The organism is Lysobacter sp. Soil_C_15, assembly GCF_057657315.1.
In genome coordinates this window covers 274,372-296,962 of sequence record NZ_JBDGIR010000001.1, presented here as the reverse complement: position 1 = coordinate 296,962, position 22,591 = coordinate 274,372, and the positions used below count along the sequence as shown (strand labels likewise).

Below are 22,591 nucleotides of genomic sequence, written 5' to 3'. Positions count from 1 at the left end.
GTTCGGCGGGTCCGCGTGCCGGTCCGGACGATGCCCGCCCGCAAGGCGGGCATCGTTTTTGCAGCGCATCGGCGCCGCGGATGGGCCGGCTTCAGGCCAGGGCGCGCGCCAGGCGCTCGGCCACGGCGCGCAACTGCGGCAGGCGTTCTTCGGCGCCGAGCAGCTCGAACTCGACCCCGGTCAAGGCCAGCAGGGCGATGAAATCCTCCGCCGTCTCGCCGCGCACGTGCAGCAGGCAACTGTGCTCGTCGATGTGTTCGAGCACGCCGCACCACGGCGGCAGGCCCGGCGCCAACGCTTCGGCCGAGCCGTGCAGGCGCGCGCGCAGCACGTCGCCGGTCATGCCCTGGCTGAGGCTGCGCTGGACGTAGCCGGCGACGTCCTCGGGAAACTCGCGTGGGGCGAAGCCGGCGCCGCAGCGCAGGCTCTGGATGCGGTCGGCGCGGAACAGGCGCCAGTCCTCGCGGCTGCGGTCCCAGGCCAGCAAGTACCAGCGCCGGCCGCTGCTGACCAGGCGCAGCGGCTCGATCGTGCGCCGGCTGGCGCGACCGCCGCGGTCCTGGTACTCCAGTTCGATGGTCTGGCGGTCGCGGCAGGCGCCGGCCAGCTCGGTCAGGGTGTCGACGTCCGGGCCTGGCTCGTCCTGGGCCAGCGACACGGTCACCGAATACAGCGCGCTGATCCGCCGCCGCAACCGCGCCGGCATCAGCTGGTCGAGCTTGCCGAGCAGGCCGAGCGCGGTCTGTTCGATCCGGGCCACGCTGGCGGTGGCGCTGCGCAAGGCCACCGCCATCGCCACCGCTTCGTCGTCGTCGAGCAGCAGCGGCGGCATCGAGGCGCCGGCGCCGAGCTGATAGCCGCCGCCGACCCCGGCCGAGGCCTGGATCGGGTAGCCCAGTTCGCGCAGGCGGTCGACGTCGCGGCGCACGGTGCGGCCGTCGACTTCGAGCCGTTCGCACAGTTCGTTGCCGGTCCAGTGGCGGCGCTGCTGCAACAGCGAGAGCAGACGCAGGAGGCGGGCGGAGGTCTTGAGCATAGGCCCAGTCTAACGACGATTGAGGACATATCCTGTCCTCGATAGGGGCTATTCTGCACTCACCCGGAAACGCGCCCCCAGGCTTTTCCTTCCCGAATCCCGAATCCCGAATCCCGAATCCCGGAGCCAAGCCATGACCGTCCAGACCTATCAAGGCAGCTGCCACTGCGGCGCGATCCGTTACGAAGTCGACCTCGACCTCGACGCCGGCACCTCGCGCTGCAACTGCTCGATCTGCACCAAGCTGCGCAAGTGGACGGCGCTGGCCAAGCCGGAGGCCTTCCGCCTGCTCGCCGGCAAGCCGGAAGACATGGGCGACTACCAGTTCGGCACCTTCAGCGGCCATCACCAGTTCTGCAAGCACTGCGGCATCCATGCCTTCGGCAGCGGCGAGCTCGACGTGCTCGGCGGCAAGTACTACGCGGTCAACGTCGCCTGCCTGGACGTCGACCATGCGGTGCTGGCGGCGGCGCCGGTGCGCTTCATGGACGGGCTGCACAACAACTGGTTCGAAACGCCCGCGGTCACCGCGCATATGTGACCGCCGGGCTCGCCGCGCATCGCCGCGCGTGCGAGTCTGGCGCGCCCGCCGCCGCCTTTCGCCGATGGATACCGAAGCCCTCAAACGCCGGTGCCGCGCCTATCCGGGCGCGGTCGAGACCCTGCACGCGGCGCCGTCGAACATCCTGGTCTACAGCGTCGGCGGCAAGTTCTTCGCCTACTTCAAGACCAGCGAGCCCGAGCGCTGGCGTTTCAGCATCAAGGTCACTCCGGAACGCTTCGTCGAGCTCACCGACATGCCCGGCGCCAAGCCGGCGCGGTTCATGGGCCGCCACCACTGGGTCACCATCGTCGACGTGCGCCGGCTGCCGGACGAGTATCTGGCCGAACTGGTCGACTGGTCGTACCGGCGCGCGCTCGGCAACCTCAGCCGCAAGCGCCAGGCCGAGGCGCTGGCCGATGCCGACGAAGCGCAGCGCGAGCGGCTCAGCCCGGTCGCGCCGCCGAAAGCTCGGCCAAGACTCGTAAGCCTGCCTCCGCCCGGTCGTCGAGCGGGTGGCCGTAGTTGAGCCGCAAGCAATGCCGGTAACCGCGGTAGGCGGAGAAGATCGGTCCGGGCGCGATGCTGACCCCACGCTGCGCGGCCTGGCGCTGGATCCATAGCGCGTCGCGGTCCGGCGGCAGTTCGATCCACAGAAAGTAACCCCCGTCCGGGCGGGTGACCCGGGTGCCGGCAGGGAACTGGCGCGCCACCGCTTCCAGGTACGCGGCCTGCTGCTGGGCCAGGGTCTTGCGCAGCGCGCGCAGATGGCGCTCGTAGCCGCCGCGCTGCAGATAGCGGGCGATCGCCAATTGCGCCGGCACGCAGGTGGCCAGGGTGTTGGTCAGCTTGAGCCGCGCCACCTGCTGCGCATAGCGTCCCGGCGCGGTCCAGCCGATCCGGTAGCCCGGCGCCAGGGTCTTGGAGAACGACGAGCAGTGCAGCACCAGGCCGCGGCTGTCGAAGGCCTTGGCCGGGCGCGGACGCTGCGCGCCGTAGTGCAGTTCGCCGTAGACGTCGTCCTCGATCAGCGGCAGCTCATGCCGCGCCAGCAATTCGACCAGCTCGCGGGTCTTGGCCTCGGGCAGGCTGGCGCCGAGCGGATTCTGGAAACGGGTCATCAGCCAGCAGGCCTTGGGCGCGTGGCGGCGGATCGCCGCGTCCAGCGCGCCCAGATCGATGCCCTCGCGCGGATGGGTCGGCACTTCCACCGCGCGCAGGCCGTGCCGTTCCAGCGTCTGCAGGGCGGCGTAGAAGCAGGGCGATTCGACCAGCACCGCGTCGCCGGGACGGGTGGTCGCGGCGATGCACAGGTTCAGCGCCTCGATCGCGCCGTTGCAGATCACCAGGTCGCCCGCGCCCAGGCCGATGCCTTCGACCTGGTAGCGCAGGGCGATGTGCCGGCGCAGTTCGTGCTTGCCGGGGGTCAGGTCGTCGACGGTGCTGCGCGGGTCCAGGTGCACCGCCTCGTGCGCCATCGCCCGGCCGAGCCGGGCCAGCGGAAACAGCGCCGGGCTCAGGAAGGCCGAGCCCAGCGGCACGATCTCGCGCGCCATCGCCGATTCCAGCACCTCGAACACCAACGCGCTGACATCGACCGGCCGCGACTCACCGTCCGGGGCCGAGGCCGCGTCCGGTTCCGGCGGCAGCGGCCGCGCCGCCGCGCGCACGTAATAGCCCGAACGCGGCCGCGACTGCACCAGCCCCTGGGCTTCGAGCAGGTAATACGCCTGGAACACCGTCGCCGGACTGAGCCCGCGCGCCGCGCTGGTCTGGCGCACCGACGGCAGCCGCTGCCCCGGCCGCAGCAGCCCCTGCCGGATCGACCGGGCGATGTCATTGGCGAGGGCTTGGTAGCGTTTCACGGGACTCGGGACTCGGGACTCGGGACTCGGGATTCGGGATTCGGGATTCGGGATTCGGGATTCGGTGCTCGGGAGAGCCAAAGCTTGTGCTCTGCTTTACGAGTCCCGAGTCCCGAGTCCCGAGTCCCAGCCCAAATCACATCGTCTCTAAAAATTCTGCGACTGATATGGGTTTTTGTTGGAAAACTGAGTCTACGCCATCTGATCCGGCTGACGGATAGTGGCTCCCGCAGCAAAAGCTGTGCGAACTGCCCTTCCGCCATGAACCCGCAAGTCGAACTCAACCTGGCGTTGATCCTGTTCATTCCCTGGTTCTCGATCCTGGCCTGGCTGTTCTGGGCCTACCCGCGCCAGCCGCGCGGGCGCGCCCGCACCGTCTTCGACAGCGCCAGCCTGGTCCTGGCCACGCTGGCCGCCGGCTGGGGCATGCACTGGGGTTTCTACAACGCCGATCCGCACGCCGGCGCGATCTGGAAGCAGGTGCTCGCGACCTCGGTCGCCTACGGCCTGTTCCTCGCGGTCATGACCGCGGCGCTGGCCCTGCGCTGGCGCTGGCTGCGCCGTCGCGCGGCGGCGGCCGTCCCTTTCTCCTCGCGCCCGCTCGCGGGCAAGGTCGAATCATGAAAACCCTGTTCGTCGCCGCGTTCATGGCGGTGATCCTCTACAACCTCGGCGCCGGCCTGTACTACATGCTGGTCGACAAGGGCAGCAGCAAGCGCACGGTCAATGCGCTGACCCGGCGGATCGGCTTTTCGATCGCGCTGATCGCCCTGGTCGTGGTCGGCATCGCCACCGGCGTGGTCCAGCCGCACGGCGTCGGCGCCTGAGCCGCGCGGCGCGGGCTAAGCTGTCGGCCCGCCCGCGCCGAAGCCCCGCGATGACCGACGCCCGCATCGTCCGCCAGGACGAACACGCCGAGTATTACTTCCAGGAGCGCTGCCACATTCTGGAGTGGTGGAACCATCCCGACGACGCGCAGGCGTCGATCGCGCGCGCCCGGGTCGAGCCGGGCACGACCACCCGCCTGCACCGCCTGCTCGGCACCACCGAGCGCTACCTGATCCTGGCCGGCCGCGGCCGTGCCGAGATCGGCGATCTGGCGCCGGTCGAGGTCGGCGCCGGCGACGTGGTGGTGATTCCGCCCGGCGTCGCGCAGCGCATCGCCAACATCGGCGACGAGGATCTGCTGTTCGCGGCGATCTGCACCCCGCGTTTCGCGCCCGAGTGCTACCAAGACCTCGATCCGGAGGCCGCATGAGCGCGCAGCGTGCGGATACGCGCGAACGCTACCTGGGCTGCCTGCTCGGCCTGGCCTGCGGCGACGCGGTCGGCACCACGGTCGAGTTCAGCCCGCGCGGCGGCTTCGCGCCGCTGCGCGACATGATCGGCGGCGGTCCGTTCCGGCTGCAGGCCGGGCAGTGGACCGACGACACCTCGATGGCGTTGTGCCTGGGCGCCAGCCTGATCCACTGCCGCGGCTTCGATGCGCGCGACCAGATGAACCGCTATTGCAACTGGCGCGCGCACGGCTACCTCAGCAGCACCGGCGACTGCTTCGATATCGGCATGACCGTCGGCGCGGCGCTGGACCGCTATCTGCGCGAAGGCGATCCCTATGCCGGCGATCCGGGGCCGCGCGCGGCCGGCAACGGCGCGCTGATGCGGCTGGCGCCGGTGCCGATGGCCTATCGCGCCGACGCTCAGGCCTGCCTGCATTACGCCGTCGAATCGACCCGCACCACCCACGGCGCGGCCGAGGCGCTGGACGCCTCGCGCCTGTTCGCGATGCAGTTGCGCGCGGCCCTGCTCGGCGCCGGCAAGGAGGCGGTACTGACCCCGGCGATGGCCGCGCCGCAGAGTCCGTCGATCGCCGCGCTGCACGCGCGCGACTACGCTGGCAAGCGCGAAGACGAGATCGCCGGCACCGGCTACAGCGTGCATTCGCTGGAGGCGGCGCTGTGGTGTTTCCTGCACACCGACGACTACGCCTCGGCGGTGCTGCGCGCGGCCAACCTCGGCGACGACGCCGACACCACCGCGGCGATCTGCGGCCAACTGGCCGGCGCCTATTACGGCGTGGAGGCGATACCGCCTGCCTGGCGCGAGCGGCTGGCGATGCGGGAAGAGATCGAGGCGATGGCCTTGGGGTTGCTGGCGTTGGCGCAGGCGCCGGCGGCAGGTTGAGTTAGCGGTGTGGGGATGCCCGGCTGGCAGGAGCGCGGCCCCTGGGGCGGGCTGCTCATCGTCTCGATGCGCCGGTTGGAAGCGCGCAAAATTCTGCCCTACACTCCGCGCAAGGTCCCGATGCCGGGGTGGATGGATCTCACGCGGCAAGGAGAGATGAGTGGATGCTCGTCCAGCAAAGGCCAGCAAGGAGGCCGCCCCGCACCGCCAGTGGTGGGCGGCCGTTTTCGGCGTGGGAGCGCTCGTCCTGATCGGCAGCCTGCTTGCGATCCTCGCGCACCCGGTCGCAGGTTCCGTGCCGAGATGGATTTTCTGGCTGGCGCTGGGAGCCGGCCTGCTGTGCGCAGTAGTCGCGGTCCAGTTGCGGAACTGGAGCAGGCTCGACGCGGCGGATGACGGCGTCCGGCTCGCGGAAATAGGATCGCGCGGCCTCAGGGACGGGTGGGATGGGGGCGACGACTGATGAAACTCCAGCCGTCGTCCGTGCGCAAACCAGATCAGGCGGACGCGGAACGGTTCGATCAAATTGGACGCATTCCCGGCGCAGCTGAGTTCAGGTTTGGGGCCGCTTACCGATGCAGTTGCAACTCCACGTACTTGCCCTGCTATTTGCGCTGACCGTCTCGGGGATGCAGGGATGTTCGCAGCGGTCCAGGACCGAAGCGGATGCCGCCGAATTCTTTCAGAAGCATTGCAATGCTTCTTGCATCGGGGTTGTGGCGCGCTTGGACGAGGACGAGGTGGCGGCACAGACGTTCATGGTTGGATATCGCCACGTCGACGACACGGAACGAGAAGCGGTGGTGATTTTCATGCGCGAGTCTGGAGCATGGTCAGTCGCTCGCTAGCCGATACACGCACAACAGACCGATCGAGCCGGCGCCGCTGTGCGCCTCAGCCAATTCATTCGTCAAACGCCGACAAGGACTGCCATGCGCGAACTCGCCACGCTGGAATGTTCCGGTTCCGGTTCCGGTTCCGCTTCCGGTAACGCCCGCCGGCACGCTCGAATCCTCGGAGCGCTGTTGATCGGATGGGCTTCGCTGGGCTCGGCGCAGGACACGACCCGGTCGGGCCAACTGTTCGATGAGCTTGCCCGGATGGATGCGGAGCTGTTCGACGCCGCCTTCGTGACCTGCGACGCGGACAGGTTCCGGGCGATCTTCACCGCCGACGCGGAGTTCTATCACGACCGGACCGGAGCCGAGGTCGGCGAGGCCGTTCGGACGTTGAAGTCGTGCCCTCGCGACAACGGCGTCACCCGCAGCCTGGTGCCCGGAAGCCTCGAGGTCTATCCGATGAAGGACTACGGCGCGATCCAGATCGGGCGCCATGTCTTCGCCCGCAAGGGCGAGCCGGGCTCGGAAGTGGCCAAGTTCGTGCATCTGTGGAAGCAGGAGCACGGCGCCTGGCGGCTGGCGAGGGTGCTGAGCTTCGATCATCGGCCTTCGTCGCCGTCGGAGTAGGCGTATCGCGGAGTGCGGCTGCGCGGCCTGGCCGGCGATGGTTCATTGCGGTGGCGGTGGCGACAGCAACAGCAACGTCAACAGCAAATCCCCCTTACCCCCCTTTTTCAAAGGGGGGATAGGCAAGGCGAGGGGTGGTGGAGAATTTGCCTGGAAAGCCGAGCAACCGCGTGCGTTCTGCGATGTTTCGCGCTCGCCTCGCAACCGCAGTTCCCCCCTTTGGAAAAGGGGGGCAGGGGGGATTTGCTCTTGGCTGCGCAGTCGCGACGAAACCGGCATCGTCGGCGGGCCGAAGACATGGGCTCAGGCTGGCGGCGTCGCTGTCCAGGCAAGGCGCCGCCGCAAGTGGGAAGCCAGGAGCGTTCCTGGACAGCTGAGGAGCTTCGGTCAGCCGGGCCGCTATGTCGTCGAGGGCATGGATGCGTCGAGCGAATCGATCTGGTTCGGTCGGCTTCAGCAGTCGAGCTGGCCTTGGCGCCGCCCATGGGCTGATAATTCGTTCGAACGGATGCGTCTTCCGGCGCGGTTTGATCTTGGGGCGGGTGATAGATGAAAGTGCTCGAAAAACTGATGGGCAAGCTGGATAGGCTCACCCCCTCCAGGCTGCTAGGCATCAGTTCGATTCTCTGCGCCTTTGTTCTGCTCGCTCATGGCGGTGCGCTGTTGGCGGTGAAACTCGGAAAAGCGCCCGAAATAGCGCAGGATGTCGTCGTTGCCTATTTTTCGGTTCCGGCAGCGCTTGTAGCCTTGGCGTCGTCGTTCGTTGCATTCGTTCGCAAAGAGAAAACCGGGGCCGCCCTCAAGGTCCATGCCGTCCTGTTTAGCGTGTTCGCGGCCTACATGCTGGTTTTCGGCCTTGGGATCGTGGTGTGCGGCGCGCCCGCGGCCACCAAGTTCGCATGGAATCCCATCCTCTTCGCGATCGTCCTTGGATATCCGTTTCTGCTGCTGCAGCGGGCATTCCCCTCACTGGCATCCGGCCAGTCGCCTTTCCGTTATGCACCACTGCTGGCGGCAGCTTTTTCGCTGTTGGTGAGCGCTGGCGTTTTCTGGCGCACGTTGGCCTAGCCCTAAGAATTCATTCGGGCCGGCGTAGCTATGCGGCGGGCCTGATCCAAGCCGACTTCAAGCAAGTCGGCTGGACCTGCGAGGATTCGCTCCTGGCGGCGGTATTGCGGCACTGATTTCCCCTAGAGAACGCCGCGAAAGTCCTCAACGCCTGACCGGCTTCAACCCATCCGGATCGGTCGCGTACACCGGATCGGTCAGCCCCTGCAGGCTGCGCGCGCCGGCGCCGCCTTCGACTTCGAACACCACCACCTCGTTGCGGCCCGGGCGCAGCCACGGCGCGGGCACGAACAAGGTCTGTTGCGGGCCGATCTTCCAGTAGCGGCCGAGATGATGGCCGTTGACCCAGACGTGACCCTTGCCCCAGCCGCGGGTGTCGAGGAAGGTGCTGCCGACGCGCTCGAGCTGGAAGCCGCCGCGCCAGAAGCGTGGCCCGGCCGGCGCGCCGGCGCCGGTCTTGGCGTAGCGCAGGCCGGACAGGTCGCTGAGCGGCAGCGGGTAGTGGTTCCAGTCGTACAGCGCGCGGCCGCCGACCGAGACCGAACGGGTGATGCCCTTGCGCTCCTCGTCCAGGCGGGCGCCGAAGTTGATCCGGCCCATGTTCTCGACCAACAGATCGAGCCGCTGCTGCGGCTTCAGGCCGGCCTCCAGCTCGCGTTCGCCGAAACGCCGGTCCAGCGTGCCCACGGGCTTGCCGTCGGCGAACACGTTGGCATAGTCGCGCACCTCGTCGACGCTGAGCTTGCCCTGCGCGCCGGCCGGCACGGTGTTGCGGTAGAGCACGAAGCCGTAGTTCTGCTGCAGGTCTTCCATCGTGCGCGGCAGCTGCGCCGATACCGGCCGGCTCAGCGCCGGCAACGCGTCCCACAGCGACACCGATTCGGTCAGGGCGAAACGCGGCACAGCGACGGTCGTCGCGGCCGGCGCCGGCAGCGGCGGCAGGGCTTCGCCGGCCGGCAGATGGCGGCCGATGACTTCGCGCAGGGCGTGGTACTTAGGCGTCGGCCGGCCCGCCTCGTCGACCGGCGCGTCGTAGTCGTAGCTGGTGGTGTCGGGCTGGTAGGGCATGTCGCGGCTGTAGTTCGCGCCGGCCATCCAGCCGAAGCTGGTGCCGCCGTGGAACATGTACAGGTTGAAGGAGATGCCGCGCTCGAGGAACCAGTCGACGGTGCGCGCGGCGCGTTCCGGCGGCGTGGTGTGGTGCTGCTCGCCCCAGTGGTCGAACCAGCCGGCCCAATACTCGCCGACCATGCGCGGGCCGCCGGGACGGAAGGCCTTGAGATGGGCGAACGAGGCTTCGGCATCGGCGACGTCGCCGTCGAAGTTGATCACCGCGGTGACCCCGGGCAGCGGGCCGCCCTCGAAGTAGTGCGGGCCGGCGCCGTCGGAGGTGAACAGCGGCAGGTCGAACCCGGCCTCGATCATCTGCCGCTTGGCGGTGGCCATGTAGTCGCGGTCGCGGCCGTAGGAGCCGTATTCGTTCTCGACCTGCATCATCAGGATCGGGCCGCCGCGGGTGCTCAGCAGCGGGCCGAGTTCCTGGTGCACGCGGCGCAGATAGTGTTCGCCCGCGGCGAGGTAGCGCGGGTCCATGCTGCGCACGCGCAGTCCGGGAGTGCGCAGCAGCCAGGCCGGATAGCCGCCGAAGTCGAGCTCGGTGCAGATATAGGGGCCGGGGCGGACGATCACGTCCAGGCCTTCTTCGGCGGCGGTGCGCACGAACGCGGCGATGTCCAGGTTGCCGTCGAAGGCGAACCGGCCGGGCTCGGGTTCGTGCAGGTTCCAGAACACGTAGGTGGTGACGGTATTCAGGCCCATCGCCTTGGCCTGGCGCAGGCGCTCGCGCCAGAACGCGCGCGGGATGCGCGGATAGTGCAGTTCGCCGGAGCGGATCAGGTGCGGCTTGCCGTCGAGCAGGAAACGGTCGCCGTCGATGGCGAAGCGCGGTGCGGCCGCGGCCTGGGCCGGCAAGGCGAGGGCCAGCCCGAGCAGGGCCGTGGCGAGGGAGCGCGAAACGGACATCGACGGCATGCGTGCAGGCTCCGGTGTATCGGTGGGGATGAGGTCAGCGCGGCGCGCGCCGCGCGGCTTCGGTCTCGCGCCAGGCCCGGTTGAAGCCGGATGCGATCTGGGCGACCTGGGCGGCGCTGCGGCCGGGCCGGTACAAGGTGCCGCCGATGCCGAAACCGGTCGCGCCGGCCTTGCGCCAGATCGCGAGCAAGTCGATGTGGATGCCGCCGACCGGCAGCACCGCGGTGTCGGCCGGCAGCACCGCGCGCGATGCGGCGAGCATGGCCGGGCCCAGCGCGTCGGCCGGGAACAGCTTGAGCGCGTCGGCGCCGGCGTCGAGCGCCGTCAGGCATTCGCTGGGCGTGGCCGCGCCCGGCAAGGCCAGCAGGCCCAGGCGCTTGGCGTAGCGGATCAGCGCCGGATCGGTGTGCGGGCACACCATCAGCCGCGCGCCGACGCGCGCCAGCTCGTCGACCTCCTGCGTACGACGCACGGTGCCGGCGCCGAGCAGGATCTCGTCGCCGTAGCGGCGTTGCAGCCGGGCGATGCTGTCGAAGGCGCCGGGCGAGTTCAACGGTACTTCGATCAGGCGCCAGCCGGCGCCGACCAGCGCGGCGCCGACATCGAGCGCCTCATCGGGCGTGATGCCGCGCAGGATCGCCACGAACGGCGAGTGCTCCAGCCAGGTGCGCAGAGGCGGCAGCGATGAGGTTAGCAGGTCGAGGTTCATACGATTCGCGCCGCCTTCGCGATGCGCCATAGGCCGTGGCAAAACGCGGTGTCGCCTTCGATGATGTAGTGCGCCCGGCCGTAGCGGCGCAGCGCCAGGGCATAGGCGGCGGCCAGGCGCGCGCCGCCGATCACCGCGATCTCGCCGTCGGCGTCGGCATCGCGGCCGGCGCTCGCGGCCAGGCATTCGTAGCCGATCAGCAGGCCGGACAGGAACGCCGGCAATTCGTCCGCCGGGGTCGCGTCGCGGACATGGCGCGCACGCACGCCGAACAGCTGATGCAGCCAGTCCGGACGCTCGCGCGCCGTGTCCAGGCCTCTGACGAACCCGCGTTCCGACCAGGCTTGCGCGGGCAGGCCGCGGCCGATCAGGCTCTGGTTCAACAGCAGTGCGTAGAGCTCGCCGGTCGGGTAAGTGGCGAAATCGGTCACCGCGCCGCGGTCGAGGCCGACCCACTTGCTATGGGTGCCCGGGGCGACCACGCGGCGGGTTCCGGGCGGCACGCCGAGCGCCTGGGTCTCTTCCCCGCGCATCACATCGGCGAAGCCGTCGCTGTCGCCGCTGACCCCCGGCACGATCGCCGCGCGCCGGCCGCGGAACGCCAGCGGCTGCAAGCCCGCGGCCAGGGTCGGCGCATCGGCCGGAAGCGCCGCGTAGGGCGCCTCCTGCCAGCCGTTGCGCGCACCGACCATGCCGGCCAGCAGGATCGGCGCGGTGCCGTCGTCGAGATCGGCGCCGAGCAACTCCTCCAGCGCCGCGGCGAAGGCGTCCGGCGAACCGAGGCCGGCCATGCCGTGCGCGCTGGAGCGGGTGGCGATCACCCCGCCGAGTTCGTCGAAGGCGTGCACGCGCAGGTGGGTCGAACCCCAGTCGACCCCGACCAGGGCGACCGCGCCGGGCGAAATGGCGGTGGGATCAGCGGCCATGTCTTTCCTCCTCGCGACGCAATGCGCGGCCGCGCCGTTCGCCGGTGGCTCGGGCGTCGCGCAGCGCGCAAGCGCCGGCGACCCAGACCGCACGAATGCCGGCGGCCGGCTGCCGCGGCTCGGCATAGCTGGCGCGGTCGGCGATGGTGGCCGGATCGAACAGGACCAAGTCGGCGGCCAGCCCCGGCGCGATCCGGCCGCGGCGTTTGAGGCCGAAGCTGTCGGCCGACAACGAGGTCATGCGCCGCACCGCTTCGGCGAGAGTGAACAGCCCCTCGTCGCGGCAGTAGTGGCCGAGCACGCGCGGGAACGCGCCCCACAGGCGCGGATGCGGATGCGCGTCGTGCGGCAAGCCGTCGGAGCCGATCATGGTGCGGTCGTGGCCGAGCACCCGGCGCACGTCGTCCTCGCGCATCTGGAAGTACACCGCGCCGGCCGGATGCAGCCGGCGTGCGGCCTCTTTCTGATCCACGCACCAATCGGCGGCGATGTCGGCCAGATCGCGCCCGGCCTGTTCGGGATGCGGCTGCGACCAGCTGACCAGGATCCGGATGACGCCGTCGACGTAGTCCGGGTCGAGCACGGTCGATCCGGCCGTATAGGGATAGGCGTCGAGCCCGACCCAATGCGAGCGCCGGCGCCGATCGATCCGCGCCAGGGTCTCGACGCTGCGGCCCCAATTGGCCGGCCCGGCGCATTTGTGGTGCGACAGCACCACCGGCGTGCGCGCCGCGACGCCGGCGTCGATGGCTTCGTCGAGCGCGTCGAGCACGCCGTCGTATTCGTCGCGGATGTGGGACGCGTAGATGCCGCCGCGCGCGCCGCTTTGCGCGACGAGCGCGATCACCTCGCTGTTCGGCGCGGCCTGGCTGGGCTTGTAGAACAGACCGCTGGAAAACCCTATCGCGCCGGCATCGAGCGCCTCGCCCAGGCGCGCGCGCATGCGCTCGATCTCGTCGGCATCGGCCGGCCGCGACAGGTCGGCGACCTCGGCGACGCGCAGGGTGGTGTGGCCGACCAGGGCCGCGACATTGACCGCCGGCCGCGCCGCGTCGACCGCATCGAGGTAGTCGGCGAAGCGTTCGAAACGGAAATCCTTGCGCGTACCGATCAGCGACAGCGGCGCCGGCGGTTCGCGCTCGGCCCGCCACGGCGCCAGGCTGATGCCGCAGTTGCCGGCGATCACCGTGGTCACGCCCTGGCTGAGCTTGTTGAACAGGCCCGGGTCGTCGAGCGCGGCGCGGTCGTCGTGGGTGTGCACGTCGATGAAGCCCGGCGCCAACGCCAGCCCTCGGGCATCCTCGATCTGTCGCCCGCGCAACGTGCGCGGCGCGCCGATCGCGGCGATGGTCCCGCCGTCGACGGCGACGTCGCCGCGCCAGGCCGGACCGCCGCTGCCGTCGTAGATCCGGGCGTCGGCGACGACCAGCTCGTATTCGCGCGCCTGGTTCATGCCCGGCTTTGCGCCTGCAGGCGTTCCAGCTCGGCCTTGGCCCGGCGCGCCTTCTCCAGCACCGCCGGTTGCTGGCGCAGAGCGACCGCGATCGCCAGCATGTCGACCACCGCCAACTGCATCAGCCGCGACACGCCGGGCGAATACTGGGTGGCCGCGCTCGACGGCGGCAGCAGTAAGGGCACGTGCGCGTCCCAACCCAGCGGGGTGCCGGTCTGGGTCAGGGCGATGACCTGGGCGCCATGCTCCTTGGCGATGCGCACGCTGTCGTTGATCTCGGCGCTGCGTCCGGACAGCGAGATCGCGAACAGCACGTCGCCGGGATCGAGCATGCCCGCGGCCAGTCGCTGCAAGTGGCCGTCGCTGTGCGCGCTGGCGGCGATGTCCAGGCGCACGAAGCGCAGGAAGGCGTCCTGCGCGACCACCCCCGAACCCGAGCCCACGCCGATGCAACAGACCCGACGCGCGCCGGCGATCAGCGCCGCGGCGGCGTCGAGCGCGGCCGGGTCGGTGCGTTCGCGCACGTCCTGCAGCGCCGCGGAGATGCTGTCGCAGACCTTGTGCACCAGGGTCGCGGCGTCGTCGTCCTTGTCGATGGTCACCGCCTGGTAGGGCACGCCGGCGGCCAGGCTGTGGGCCAGGCGGACCTTGAAATGGCGCAGACCGTCGCAGCCGACCGCGCGGCAGAAGCGGGTCACGCTGGGCTCGGACACGCCCGCGCGCGCGGCCAGCGCGCCGATGCTGGCGTGGATGGCGAAGTCCAGGTCGGCCAGCACCACCTCGCCGACCTTGCGTTCGGCCGGACGCAGTTGGCCGAGCGCGTCGCGGATCGCCGGAATCAGGTTGTCGGACACGCGCGCGCTCCTCAGAAGAAGTTGTCGATCAGAAGAAGGTGTTGATCGCGCCGGTGACGCGATAGCCGTCGTCGACGGTCAGCAGGACCGACCATTTGTCGAAGGTGGTGCAGGGATGCGAAATGCCGGCGGCGACCAGATCGCCGACCTGCAGCGGGTGGCCGGAAGGCAGTTCCAGATAGGCGTGCTGGTCGTTCATCTTGACGATGCGCGCCTCGCGCAGCGGTTGCGGTGCTCCGCCGCCGGGACGGTGCCAGCACAGCGGCCTGGGCAGGTCGATGTCGTAGGAGGCGTCGCGCTTGCCCAGGGTCAGCAGGGCCAGTTCCGGCTCCGGCCGCGACTGGACCATCGCCCACACCTCCAGCGCCGGCTGCAGGCCGTGGCGGAAACCGGCGTCGTGGCGGGTGCGCATCTCCCGCTGCAGGCCGTGATAGAAGCCATGGTCGGAGGTCAGGTAGCAGCCCGAGCGCAGCACCCGCCGCAACGGCCGCGAACTGTCGCGCAACTCGGCGAAGGCCGCGGCGACGCGGTCGAAATACGCCGAACCGCCGGCGCTGAGCAGGATCTCTTCGCCGTCGAACAATCGCTCCGCGTCGCAGCGTCGGGTCAGTTCGACCAGTTGCGCGAGCAGCGCGTCGACGCGCCGCAGGTCGGCCTCGCGGTCGGCGCCGACCCACAGGCCTTCGTAGCCTTCGACGCCGGCCAGGCGCAGTCGCGGCGCGGCGGCGACTTCGCGCGCCAGCGCCAGCGCCGCGTCGACGCCGCGCACGCCGGTGCGGCCCTGCGCCGCGCCGAGTTCGACCAGCACCGGCAGGCGGCGCAGCGGCGCGATCGACTGCATGGTTTGTTGCAGGCGCTGCGCGCCGGCGGACGAATCGACCAGCACCCAGGCCTCGAAACCGGGGTCGTCGCGCAGCAGCGCGGCCAGGCTTTCGATATCGGCGCTCGCCACCGGCTGGTTGGCCAGCAGCACCCGGCGCACCCCGAAGCGGTAAGCGATCTGCAACTGCGGCACGGTGGCCAGGGTGATCGCCCAGGCGCCGGCGTCGAGTTGGGCCCGGAACAACTGCGGGCTCATGGTGGTCTTGCCATGCGGCGCGAGCAGCGCGCCGGCGCGTTCGACGAACTCGCGCATCCAGGCGATGTTGTGCGCGACGGTCGAGTCGCGCAGCACCGCGACCGGGTAGGACAGGCGTCCGTCGAGCACGTTGAGGCCGCGTCCGGCCAGCGCGCTCTGGCGCAGCGGCGCCTGCAACGCCAGGCCTTTGGTGCCGGGCAGCAGCCATTGTTCGTCCAGGCCGCGCAATGCGTCGTTCATCGCTGCGATGTCGCTCATCAGTAGGGCTCGAGGGTCAGTTCCGCCGCCATCAGCCGGTTGCCGGCCATCAGGCCGCCGTCCACCGGCAACACCGCGCCGCTGATCATCCGCGCCTGTGCCGAGGCCAGGAACCAGGCCGCCTCGGCGACATCCTCCGGGGTCGCGAAATCGCCCAGCGGGTACCACTTGCGCAGGTCTTCGAACACTTGCGGATGCTTGTCGGCGCGCGCCTGCCAGGCCGGCGTCTTGACCGTGCCGGGGCAGACCACGTTGGCGCGCACGCCGAAGCGGCCGTACTCGATCGCGATCGAGCGCGCGTAGCTGATCAGCGCCGCCTTGGCCGCGCTGTAGGCGGGATGGCCGAGCGCGGCCAGGCCGTTGACTGAGCCGATGAACACCACGTTGCCGCGGCTGGCCTTGAGCCCTTCCAGCGCGGCGGCGACCGTGCTGTAGCCGGCGTGCAGGTTGTACTCGACGTCGCGCCGCCACGAATCGGCGCTGGTATCGGCCAGGCTCAGGCTTTCGGCGCTGCCGGCGTTGGCGATCACCGCGCCGATCGGGCCCTGCGCCCGCAGGGCCGGCGCCAGTGCGGCGCGCAAGGCGTCCAGGTCGGACAGCTCCGACGCGGCGGTCAGCACCTGCTCGGGTTCGAAGCGCGCGGCCAGCGCGGCCAGCGCGGCGCCGTCGCGGTCGTGCGCGAGCACCCGATCGCCGCCGGCGACGAAGCGCTCCACCAGGGACTGGCCGATGCCGCCGGCGGCACCGGTGATCAGGGTCAGGCGGGGACGGTGGCTCATGCGCGTTCGATTCCTGTGTTCTCAGTCGCACCGCCGCAACGTTCGGCCCGGCGCGCGCAGGCGGTCGGGGCGCAGCAGGCCGTAGTTGTAGAAGGATATATCGGCGATGCCGGCGGCCTTCACCGCGTGCAGCGCGGCCTCCAGTTCGTGGCCGTCGCCGAGGTCGGGCGGGCCGGGGCGCAGGATCGCGCGCACGCGTCCGGCCGCACCGACCCGTTGCACGGTGTCGAAGGCGTCGGCGGCCACGCGCGCGGCGTTGGGTTCGTACAGCGGCACTTCGATCGCGTCGGCGGCCTGGGCCAACGCGGCCAGTTGGCTGCCTTCCAGCCAGGCGGAGGCAGTCGGCCGTTGCACGGTCGGAATGACCACGACTTCGCGATCGCGCGGCACCTCGGCGCGGATCGCCGCGACCAGCTCGGCGACCCGGCGCTGACGCAGTTTCAGGTAGGCCGCCAGTTGCGGCATGTCGAGCAGGTCGGCCATCAGCCAACTGGCCGCCTGGTCGGGGCTGGCGTCGATCGGCGCGCCGAGATAGGCGTCGACGCGCAGGCGCACGCGCGCGGCCAGCGCGTCGGCGTCGAGGTCGGCGGCGATCGCCAGGCGCCGGCAATCGGCGCAGAAGCACAGCCCGAGCAAGGTATCCAGCCACAGGTTGCCGCGCACCTGGGCGAACTCATGGTGATAGCCGTGTGCGTACGGTAGCCAGTTCGGCGTTTCCAGCACCAGACCGCGCACCGGTTGCCGGGCGACGTCGGCCGACAGCGCGACCGCATAGTCGAACACCGCCGGCGAAGACGGGCACAGGCTGTAGACGTACGGGTCGCCCCAGGCATTGCGGGCGACATGGCGCGGGTGGCGCTCGCCGAGCCGGCTGTTGTGCAGCAGCACGGTCCAGGCGCGCACCGCGATGCGGCCGTCCTCGGCGAGGTCGGCGGCGATCCGCAGCAGGGCCGGGTCGGAGTGGGCGAACGGCGCGATCTCGCCGTAGCCGCGCGGGTCGGGGGCGAAGTAGGTGGCGCCGTCCTCGGGAAAGACCACGCGCCGGCCCGGGTGGTGGGGGCTGACGAACTTGCCGGCGTGGTAGCTCAGCGCCAGGGTCACGCCGTCCAGGCCGAACTCGCGCACCTGCGAGGCGAATTCGCGCGCACCGCGCGCCGCCACGTCCCAGGGGTAGGCATACAGCGACCGGACCGGCGACGCCACCGCGCTCATCTGAGTTTCCTGTAAATTTCTGACAAAATGCCTTGGCGGCTGGTCAGGATGTTAGCAATAGGCGGATAAATAAAGCATTGTGCGCTGCAAAATGTAATTACATCACATGTAGGATAATTTCATGTAGGGCTGCGGGCAGTCCCGGCTAGTGGCCCTCGAAGCACAGTCGAGTCTTGCCGCCCGGGCGCGCCGCGCAGCCGTGCGGCGCCCGGCGCGGCCGGCCCGCTTCGTCCTTTTCCTGCCAGAGGTGCGCATGAGCGACAGCGATCCGATCATCCGTTACGGCCTGGAGCCCAGTGGGGCCGGCGGCCAGATCCTGCCGTTCTCGCCGGCGGTGCGCGCCGGCGATTTCGTCTACATCTCCGGCCAGGTGGCGATGAATGAGCATGGCGAGATCGAGCCCGGCGGGATCGAGGCGCAGACCCGGCGCACGATGCAGAACGTGGTCAAGGCGCTGGCTCTGGCGGGTTGCGATCTGTCGCAGGTGGTCAAGGTCACCGCCTGGCTCGACGACACCCGCGACTTCTGGAGCTTCAATCGCGTCTACCGCGAGTACTTCGGCGACCGGCCGCCGGCGCGGTCCTGCGTGCGCGCGCAGATGATGGTCGACTGCAAGATCGAGATCGAAGCCATCGCCTACAGCCCGCAGGGCTGAGAAACCAGTGAAGAGAAACGAGTGACGAGTAGCGAGTAACGAGTGCAGCGTTGTCCGCCAGCGCCCCTCTCGCTCCTCGCTTCTCTTCACTCTTTGCTGCTTTTCCCCCTCCTCTTCCTCTACCGAGACCCCCTAATGAACCGACGCGACTTCCTCGCCACTTCCGCCACCGCGGGCACGTTGCTGGCCAGCAGCGCGTTCGCCCCGGCGTTCGCGCGCACCCGCTCCAAGCTGCGCTTGGGCATGATCGGCACCGGCATGCGCGGCCAGGTGCTGCTGCGCGAACTGGTGCGGCGCGACGACGTCGAGGTGGTGGCGCTGTGCGATATCGAGCCGATCATGCTCGAGCGCGCCTTGAAGATGATCGACCAGGCGGGCAAGCCGAAGCCGGCCACCTACGGCAAGCAAGGCCAGGACGCGTACCGGGCGATGCTCGACAAGGGCGGCCTGGACGGCGTGATCATCGCCACGCCGTGGGAGTTCCACGCGCCGATGGCGATCGCGGCGATGCAGGCGCGGATCGCGGTCGCCTGCGAAGTGGTCGCCGGCATCACCCTGGACGACCATTGGCAGGTGCTGCGCACCCAGCAGAAGACCGGCACGCCGTACATGCTGCTGGAGAACGTCTGCTACCGCCGCGATGTGCTGGCGGTGCTGAACATGGTCCGCCAGGGCCTGTTCGGCGAGATCGTGCACCTGCAGGGCGGCTACCAGCACGACCTGCGCGCGGTGAAGTTCAACAACGGCAACCCCGACCAGCCCTACGGCAGCGGCCTGGAGTTCGGCCCCAAGGCCTGGTCGGAAGCGCGCTGGCGCACCGAGCATTCGGTCGAGCGCAACGGCGAGCTGTACCCTAGCCACGGCATCGGTCCTTGCGCGATGGTCGCCAACATCCACCGCGGCAACCGCTTCACCTACCTCAGCGCCTTCGCCAGCAAAGCGCGCGGGCTGCACGACTACATCGTCAAGAAGGGCGGCCGGGACCATCCCAACGCCAAGGTCAAGTTCAAGCTCGGCGACCTGGTCACCACCCAGATCGAGTGCGAGAACGGCGAGACCATCCTGCTCCAGCACGACACCTCGCTGCCGCGCCCCTACTCGCTGGGGTTCCGGGTGCAGGGCACCGACGGGCTGTGGATGGACGTCAACGACTCGATCCACATCGAGGGCAAGAGCAAGCCGCACGAATGGGACCCGGCCGAGGTTTGGCTGCAGAAGTACGACCACCCGCTGTGGAAGCGCTACGGCGATGCCGCCGCCGGCGCCGGCCATGGCGGCATGGACTACTTCGTGATCCACGCATTCGTCGAAGCGCTCAAGGCCGGCGCGCCGATGCCGATCGACATCTACGACGCGGTCGCCTGGAGCGCGATCACGCCGCTGTCGGAGCAATCGATCGCCGAGCACATGACCCTGGAGTTCCCCGACTTCACCGAAGGCAAGTGGAAGAGCCGCAAGCCGATCTTCGCTTTCGACGACCGTTACTGAGTCCCGCGCCTGGAGCGATGCGGCGGTCGCGGCCTACGCCGCCCCCGCGCGGAGCGGCGTGCCACGGGATGTGCTCCGGCCGTCAGCCCGCTCTCGGGGAAAATCCGGAGCGCTGCCCGAGGGCAGGCAGCGCTCCGCGGCAATGGCCCGGAGCGGGCGACGCCAAAGCGGTCGCAGGCTAGAGGCGGGTGATCCGCAGCCAGTTGATGTTCCAGCCGCCCTGCGCCGCATACACGCCGAGGTTGTAGGTGCCGGCGCCGACGTTCACGGTGTGCGAGACGGTGGTCCAGTTCTGCCAGCCGCCGGTCGCGGGAATCTGCACCGTTCCGAGCACGATGCCGCCCGCATTGAGGTCGAGCGACAGCGCGCCGCCGGCGGAGCTGGCGACCCGGTATTCGACCCGGTAGGTGCCGGAGGCGGGGAACGTGATGCCGTTGTAGGCCATCCAGTCGCCCTGGTCGATGTAGCCGACGTTCTGGCCGCCTTCCGAACAGGCTTCGGTTTGCACCCCCTGCTGAGCGCTGTAGTTCTCCGCCTGCAGGGTCAGCGACCAGGCTTGCGAGAACCGCGCCACCGCCAGCGAGGTGGCGCGGTCGTTGAAGCCGTCGCCCGCCAGGCAGGACGCGTCCGCGCTCTTGGTGACGCTGGCGCCGCCGAAGTTGTCGTCCTGGTACAGCGTGACCTGGTAGCCCGGATTGACCCGCAGCGAAGAGATCTGGTCGTTGCCGATGCCGCGGGCCTGCAACTGCGCCAGGGTGTAGCGGCCTTCGGGCAGGGCCACGCCCCAGCCGGCGAAGTCGCAATGCTGGTAGGCCGTGGCGACGCCGGGAGCCGCGCCCCCCGCCGAGTACACGCGCACGTAATCGACGTACATCTTCGCCGGCAGGCGCGTCTCGTCCACGGTGAAGCCCGGCCAGTTGCCGCCGATGGCGAAGTTCAGCAGCAGGAAGAAGTCCTTGTGGAACTCCTCGGTGCCGTTGACGCCGCCCTGGATGTTGGCTTCGTGGAACTTGTTGCCGTCGATGTACCAGCGGATGGCGTTGGCGTCCCACTCCACGGCGTAGACGTGCCAGTCCTGCACGGTCGCGGCGGTGTTGCCGCCGTACTGCGCGTAGGTGCCGTTGTGGTCGCTCCAGTGGATGGTGCCGTAGGTCTTGTTCTCGTCGTTGACGTGCTCCATCACGTCGATCTCGCCCGAAGCGGGCCATCCGACCTGCGGAAGGTTGGCGCCCAGCATCCAGAAGGCGGGCCAGGCGCCCTTGAAGGACGGCAGCTTCATCCGCGCCTCGATGCGCCCGTACTTGAACGTCCGGCGGTCCTGGGTCTTCATCCGCGACGAGGTGTAGCGATAACCGCCGAAGTCTTCGCGCCTGGCGGTGATCACCAGGGCGTTGTCCTCGATCGTCGCGTTCTCGCGCCGGTAGTACTCCAACTCGTTGTTGCCCCAGCCGTTACTGCCGTTGCCGGTTTCGAACACCCAGTCGGGCCCGATGGATCCGTTGAACTCGTCGCTCCACACCAGCTGCCAGTTCTGGGCGAAGGCGCTGCCGGAAAGCAGGGAAAACATCAGCAAGGCGATGCATTGGGTCGCGGATCTCATGTGTTGTCCTCTCATTGGTTGGGCCTGCCGACGCGGCGCACGCGGCCGTATCGCTCGCACATGGGGTCGCCGGTGCGAGCTGGGATCGAACGTGTTTGCTGCGTCGCCGGGCGCGCTACGCCGCAGGCGATCTGACGGCGTGGTCGCCGCCTCGCGGCTGGTCGCCGGTCGCGTATCGGCGGCCGGTAGGGGGGGGCGGGGCTTGCTCGATCTTCTGCCTCCGTTGCGAAGTAGATGCGGGCCCGCTCCGTAAGGAGCGGTACCTGGTTCCCTCTTCAAGGGGCCGAGCCCTGGCGCGGGAGGGTGGTCCCTCCTCGATGCCTCGCCGACGCCCGCCGCCGATCGGACGGTGGGGCGGTCCGGCTTTGATCCGCAGCCTGCGCCATTTGACAGCGCTGTCAAGTAATCGGACATGGCGGTCGTTATGGCGCCGAATTGGCCGCAAACGACGGCGATCTTCGACGCCGGTTTGCTGCGCTGCACCCTGGGCGGAAAATCGGCGGCGGTGGGGACGAGACCACCGTCACGCACGGCTCGTGCGCTGAAAACAGGGCGATCGACGTCGGCGCACGCAGCGGCTGCGGCGGACGAAATGTGCTTCGTGGGGCGAGTCCATGCCCTCGGCGATCGCGATCGGCTCGCCTGCAGGGGCGGCGTGCCGTACGGTTTGTTCGCTCATGAAGCCGCGGCCCAACCGGAACGGTGGTCGACAGCGCTGTGGACGAATGCGCAGGAGTCGGTTTGCGCGGCCCCGCTGCGAGTGCTTCGGCTTGGGGAAGGACGCTTTCGTGCTTCGCTTCGGTGGTCGCGGCTTACGTCGCTCCTGCCGGAGGCTGGGTAGGCCCATTGGTCGGAAACCATCAAAGCTGCGTTGACAGGTTTCAGCAGGCGGGCATAACCTTCAATTGAGTCATTACAGGTTATGGCTATGGCCCGCATCCGTATCGTCCCAACCAGCGCAGGGCATTGAGATGCGCCGCCGCGGTTTTCTGCTGGCGGGCCTGGGCGGGGCGGCGCTGAGCATCGTCCCCGAACGCAGCGCCGGCGCGGACGCCACGCCGGCGCACCGGCTGCATGCCGGCAGCCGGCTGTTGTTCGTCAGCGGCCAGGTGCCGACCGACGCCGACGGCGCCGCGCCGGAGGATTTCGACGCCCAGTGCGCGCTGGCCTGGGACGGCGTCGAGCGGCAACTGGCCGCGGCCGACATGGGCCTGGCGCATTTGGTCCGGGTCAACGTGTTCCTGGCCCGCGCCGACGACCGCCGCCGCGAACGCGCGTTGCGCCAGGCGCGCCTGGGCGGCCGAGTGCGGCCGTCGGTCGGGGTGATCGTCACCGGCATCTACGACGAAAGCTGGCGGATCGAGATCGAGGCGATCGCCCTGGCCTGA

General features: G+C 69.5%; 24 protein-coding genes. 13 read left to right on the top strand and 11 right to left on the bottom strand.

Features of this window, described 5'->3' with window-relative positions:
• Nucleotides 1-91: 91 nt before the first annotated feature.
• Nucleotides 92-1,036 carry a helix-turn-helix transcriptional regulator gene (locus AC3A57_RS01350; protein ID WP_487577219.1) on the bottom strand — a complete coding sequence of 315 codons (945 nt, stop codon included), beginning with the start codon at nucleotides 1,034-1,036 and terminating at the stop codon, nucleotides 92-94.
• A 133-nt stretch (nucleotides 1,037-1,169) separates the two neighbouring features.
• Between AC3A57_RS01350 and AC3A57_RS01345 the strand changes: the two genes are divergently transcribed.
• Nucleotides 1,170-1,577 carry a GFA family protein gene (locus AC3A57_RS01345; protein ID WP_487577218.1) on the top strand — a complete coding sequence of 136 codons (408 nt, stop codon included), beginning with the start codon at nucleotides 1,170-1,172 and terminating at the stop codon, nucleotides 1,575-1,577.
• Between the two features lie 64 nt (nucleotides 1,578-1,641).
• Nucleotides 1,642-2,106: an MmcQ/YjbR family DNA-binding protein gene (locus AC3A57_RS01340; RefSeq protein ID WP_487577217.1), complete on the top strand. Its 465-nt coding sequence runs from the start codon at nucleotides 1,642-1,644 to the stop codon at nucleotides 2,104-2,106.
• Here the strand turns inward: AC3A57_RS01340 and AC3A57_RS01335 are convergent.
• Nucleotides 2,024-3,442 (bottom strand): aminotransferase-like domain-containing protein, encoded by a 1,419-nt coding sequence (locus AC3A57_RS01335; RefSeq protein ID WP_487577216.1) that lies wholly within the window; start codon nucleotides 3,440-3,442, stop codon nucleotides 2,024-2,026. The two genes, AC3A57_RS01340 and AC3A57_RS01335, sit on opposite strands and share 83 nt — an antisense overlap.
• 261 nt (nucleotides 3,443-3,703) lie before the next feature.
• Between AC3A57_RS01335 and AC3A57_RS01330 the strand changes: the two genes are divergently transcribed.
• From AC3A57_RS01330 to AC3A57_RS01295, 8 genes are all read left to right on the top strand, one after another.
• On the top strand, nucleotides 3,704-4,066 hold the full coding sequence (locus AC3A57_RS01330; RefSeq protein ID WP_487577215.1) for a hypothetical protein: 363 nt from the start codon (nucleotides 3,704-3,706) through the stop codon (nucleotides 4,064-4,066).
• A complete protein-coding gene (locus AC3A57_RS01325; RefSeq protein WP_221670181.1) occupies nucleotides 4,063-4,269 on the top strand; it encodes a twin transmembrane helix small protein in 207 nt (68 codons plus the stop codon). The genes AC3A57_RS01330 and AC3A57_RS01325 overlap by 4 nt, the downstream gene beginning before the upstream one ends.
• Before the next feature lie 50 nt (nucleotides 4,270-4,319).
• Entirely contained in the window at nucleotides 4,320-4,700 is a 381-nt protein-coding gene (locus AC3A57_RS01320) for a cupin domain-containing protein (protein WP_221670180.1), read from the top strand.
• Nucleotides 4,697-5,626 carry an ADP-ribosylglycohydrolase family protein gene (locus AC3A57_RS01315; RefSeq protein WP_487577214.1) on the top strand — a complete coding sequence of 310 codons (930 nt, stop codon included), beginning with the start codon at nucleotides 4,697-4,699 and terminating at the stop codon, nucleotides 5,624-5,626. Before AC3A57_RS01320 ends, AC3A57_RS01315 begins: the two co-directional genes overlap by 4 nt.
• A 160-nt stretch (nucleotides 5,627-5,786) precedes the next feature.
• Complete coding sequence (locus tag AC3A57_RS01310; RefSeq protein ID WP_487577213.1) at nucleotides 5,787-6,089, top strand: hypothetical protein; 303 nt, start codon at nucleotides 5,787-5,789, stop codon at nucleotides 6,087-6,089.
• Between the two features lie 112 nt (nucleotides 6,090-6,201).
• Nucleotides 6,202-6,474: a hypothetical protein gene (locus AC3A57_RS01305; RefSeq protein ID WP_487577212.1), complete on the top strand. Its 273-nt coding sequence runs from the start codon at nucleotides 6,202-6,204 to the stop codon at nucleotides 6,472-6,474.
• Nucleotides 6,475-6,558: 84 nt separating this feature from the next.
• A complete protein-coding gene (locus AC3A57_RS01300) occupies nucleotides 6,559-7,092 on the top strand; it encodes a nuclear transport factor 2 family protein (RefSeq protein ID WP_487577211.1) in 534 nt (177 codons plus the stop codon).
• Nucleotides 7,093-7,641: 549 nt separating this feature from the next.
• A complete protein-coding gene (locus AC3A57_RS01295) occupies nucleotides 7,642-8,160 on the top strand; it encodes a hypothetical protein (protein WP_487577210.1) in 519 nt (172 codons plus the stop codon).
• A gap of 144 nt (nucleotides 8,161-8,304) precedes the next feature.
• Here AC3A57_RS01295 and AC3A57_RS01290 read toward each other — a convergent pair whose 3' ends face one another.
• From AC3A57_RS01290 to AC3A57_RS01255, 8 genes are read right to left on the bottom strand one after another with little or no spacing between them, the layout of a single operon-like run.
• Complete coding sequence (locus tag AC3A57_RS01290; protein WP_487577209.1) at nucleotides 8,305-10,182, bottom strand: glycoside hydrolase family 35 protein; 1,878 nt, start codon at nucleotides 10,180-10,182, stop codon at nucleotides 8,305-8,307.
• A gap of 43 nt (nucleotides 10,183-10,225) precedes the next feature.
• Nucleotides 10,226-10,900: a 2-dehydro-3-deoxy-6-phosphogalactonate aldolase gene (locus AC3A57_RS01285; protein ID WP_487577208.1), complete on the bottom strand. Its 675-nt coding sequence runs from the start codon at nucleotides 10,898-10,900 to the stop codon at nucleotides 10,226-10,228.
• On the bottom strand, nucleotides 10,897-11,826 hold the full coding sequence (locus AC3A57_RS01280; RefSeq protein ID WP_487577207.1) for a 2-dehydro-3-deoxygalactonokinase: 930 nt from the start codon (nucleotides 11,824-11,826) through the stop codon (nucleotides 10,897-10,899). The genes AC3A57_RS01285 and AC3A57_RS01280 overlap by 4 nt, the downstream gene beginning before the upstream one ends.
• Nucleotides 11,816-13,279, bottom strand: a complete 1,464-nt coding sequence (locus AC3A57_RS01275; RefSeq protein ID WP_487577206.1) for an N-acyl-D-amino-acid deacylase family protein — start codon at nucleotides 13,277-13,279, stop codon at nucleotides 11,816-11,818. The genes AC3A57_RS01280 and AC3A57_RS01275 overlap by 11 nt, the downstream gene beginning before the upstream one ends.
• A complete protein-coding gene (locus AC3A57_RS01270; protein ID WP_487577205.1) occupies nucleotides 13,276-14,133 on the bottom strand; it encodes a MurR/RpiR family transcriptional regulator in 858 nt (285 codons plus the stop codon). The genes AC3A57_RS01275 and AC3A57_RS01270 overlap by 4 nt, the downstream gene beginning before the upstream one ends.
• 28 nt (nucleotides 14,134-14,161) lie before the next feature.
• Nucleotides 14,162-15,469: an amino acid deaminase gene (locus AC3A57_RS01265; protein WP_487577204.1), complete on the bottom strand. Its 1,308-nt coding sequence runs from the start codon at nucleotides 15,467-15,469 to the stop codon at nucleotides 14,162-14,164.
• A complete protein-coding gene (locus AC3A57_RS01260; RefSeq protein ID WP_487577203.1) occupies nucleotides 15,469-16,248 on the bottom strand; it encodes an SDR family oxidoreductase in 780 nt (259 codons plus the stop codon). The genes AC3A57_RS01265 and AC3A57_RS01260 overlap by 1 nt, the downstream gene beginning before the upstream one ends.
• A 21-nt stretch (nucleotides 16,249-16,269) precedes the next feature.
• Nucleotides 16,270-17,460 (bottom strand): hypothetical protein, encoded by a 1,191-nt coding sequence (locus tag AC3A57_RS01255; protein WP_487577202.1) that lies wholly within the window; start codon nucleotides 17,458-17,460, stop codon nucleotides 16,270-16,272.
• A gap of 253 nt (nucleotides 17,461-17,713) precedes the next feature.
• On the opposite strand from AC3A57_RS01255, the gene AC3A57_RS01250 reads away from it, so the two are divergent.
• A complete protein-coding gene (locus tag AC3A57_RS01250) occupies nucleotides 17,714-18,115 on the top strand; it encodes a RidA family protein (protein WP_487577201.1) in 402 nt (133 codons plus the stop codon).
• A gap of 135 nt (nucleotides 18,116-18,250) precedes the next feature.
• Complete coding sequence (locus tag AC3A57_RS01245) at nucleotides 18,251-19,603, top strand: Gfo/Idh/MocA family protein (RefSeq protein ID WP_487577200.1); 1,353 nt, start codon at nucleotides 18,251-18,253, stop codon at nucleotides 19,601-19,603.
• Nucleotides 19,604-19,781: 178 nt separating this feature from the next.
• Here the strand turns inward: AC3A57_RS01245 and AC3A57_RS01240 are convergent, their stop codons facing one another.
• On the bottom strand, nucleotides 19,782-21,203 hold the full coding sequence (locus AC3A57_RS01240) for a carbohydrate-binding protein (protein WP_487577199.1): 1,422 nt from the start codon (nucleotides 21,201-21,203) through the stop codon (nucleotides 19,782-19,784).
• 971 nt (nucleotides 21,204-22,174) lie between these two features.
• Here AC3A57_RS01240 and AC3A57_RS01235 point away from each other — a divergent pair.
• Nucleotides 22,175-22,591, top strand: a complete 417-nt coding sequence (locus AC3A57_RS01235) for a RidA family protein (RefSeq protein WP_487577198.1) — start codon at nucleotides 22,175-22,177, stop codon at nucleotides 22,589-22,591.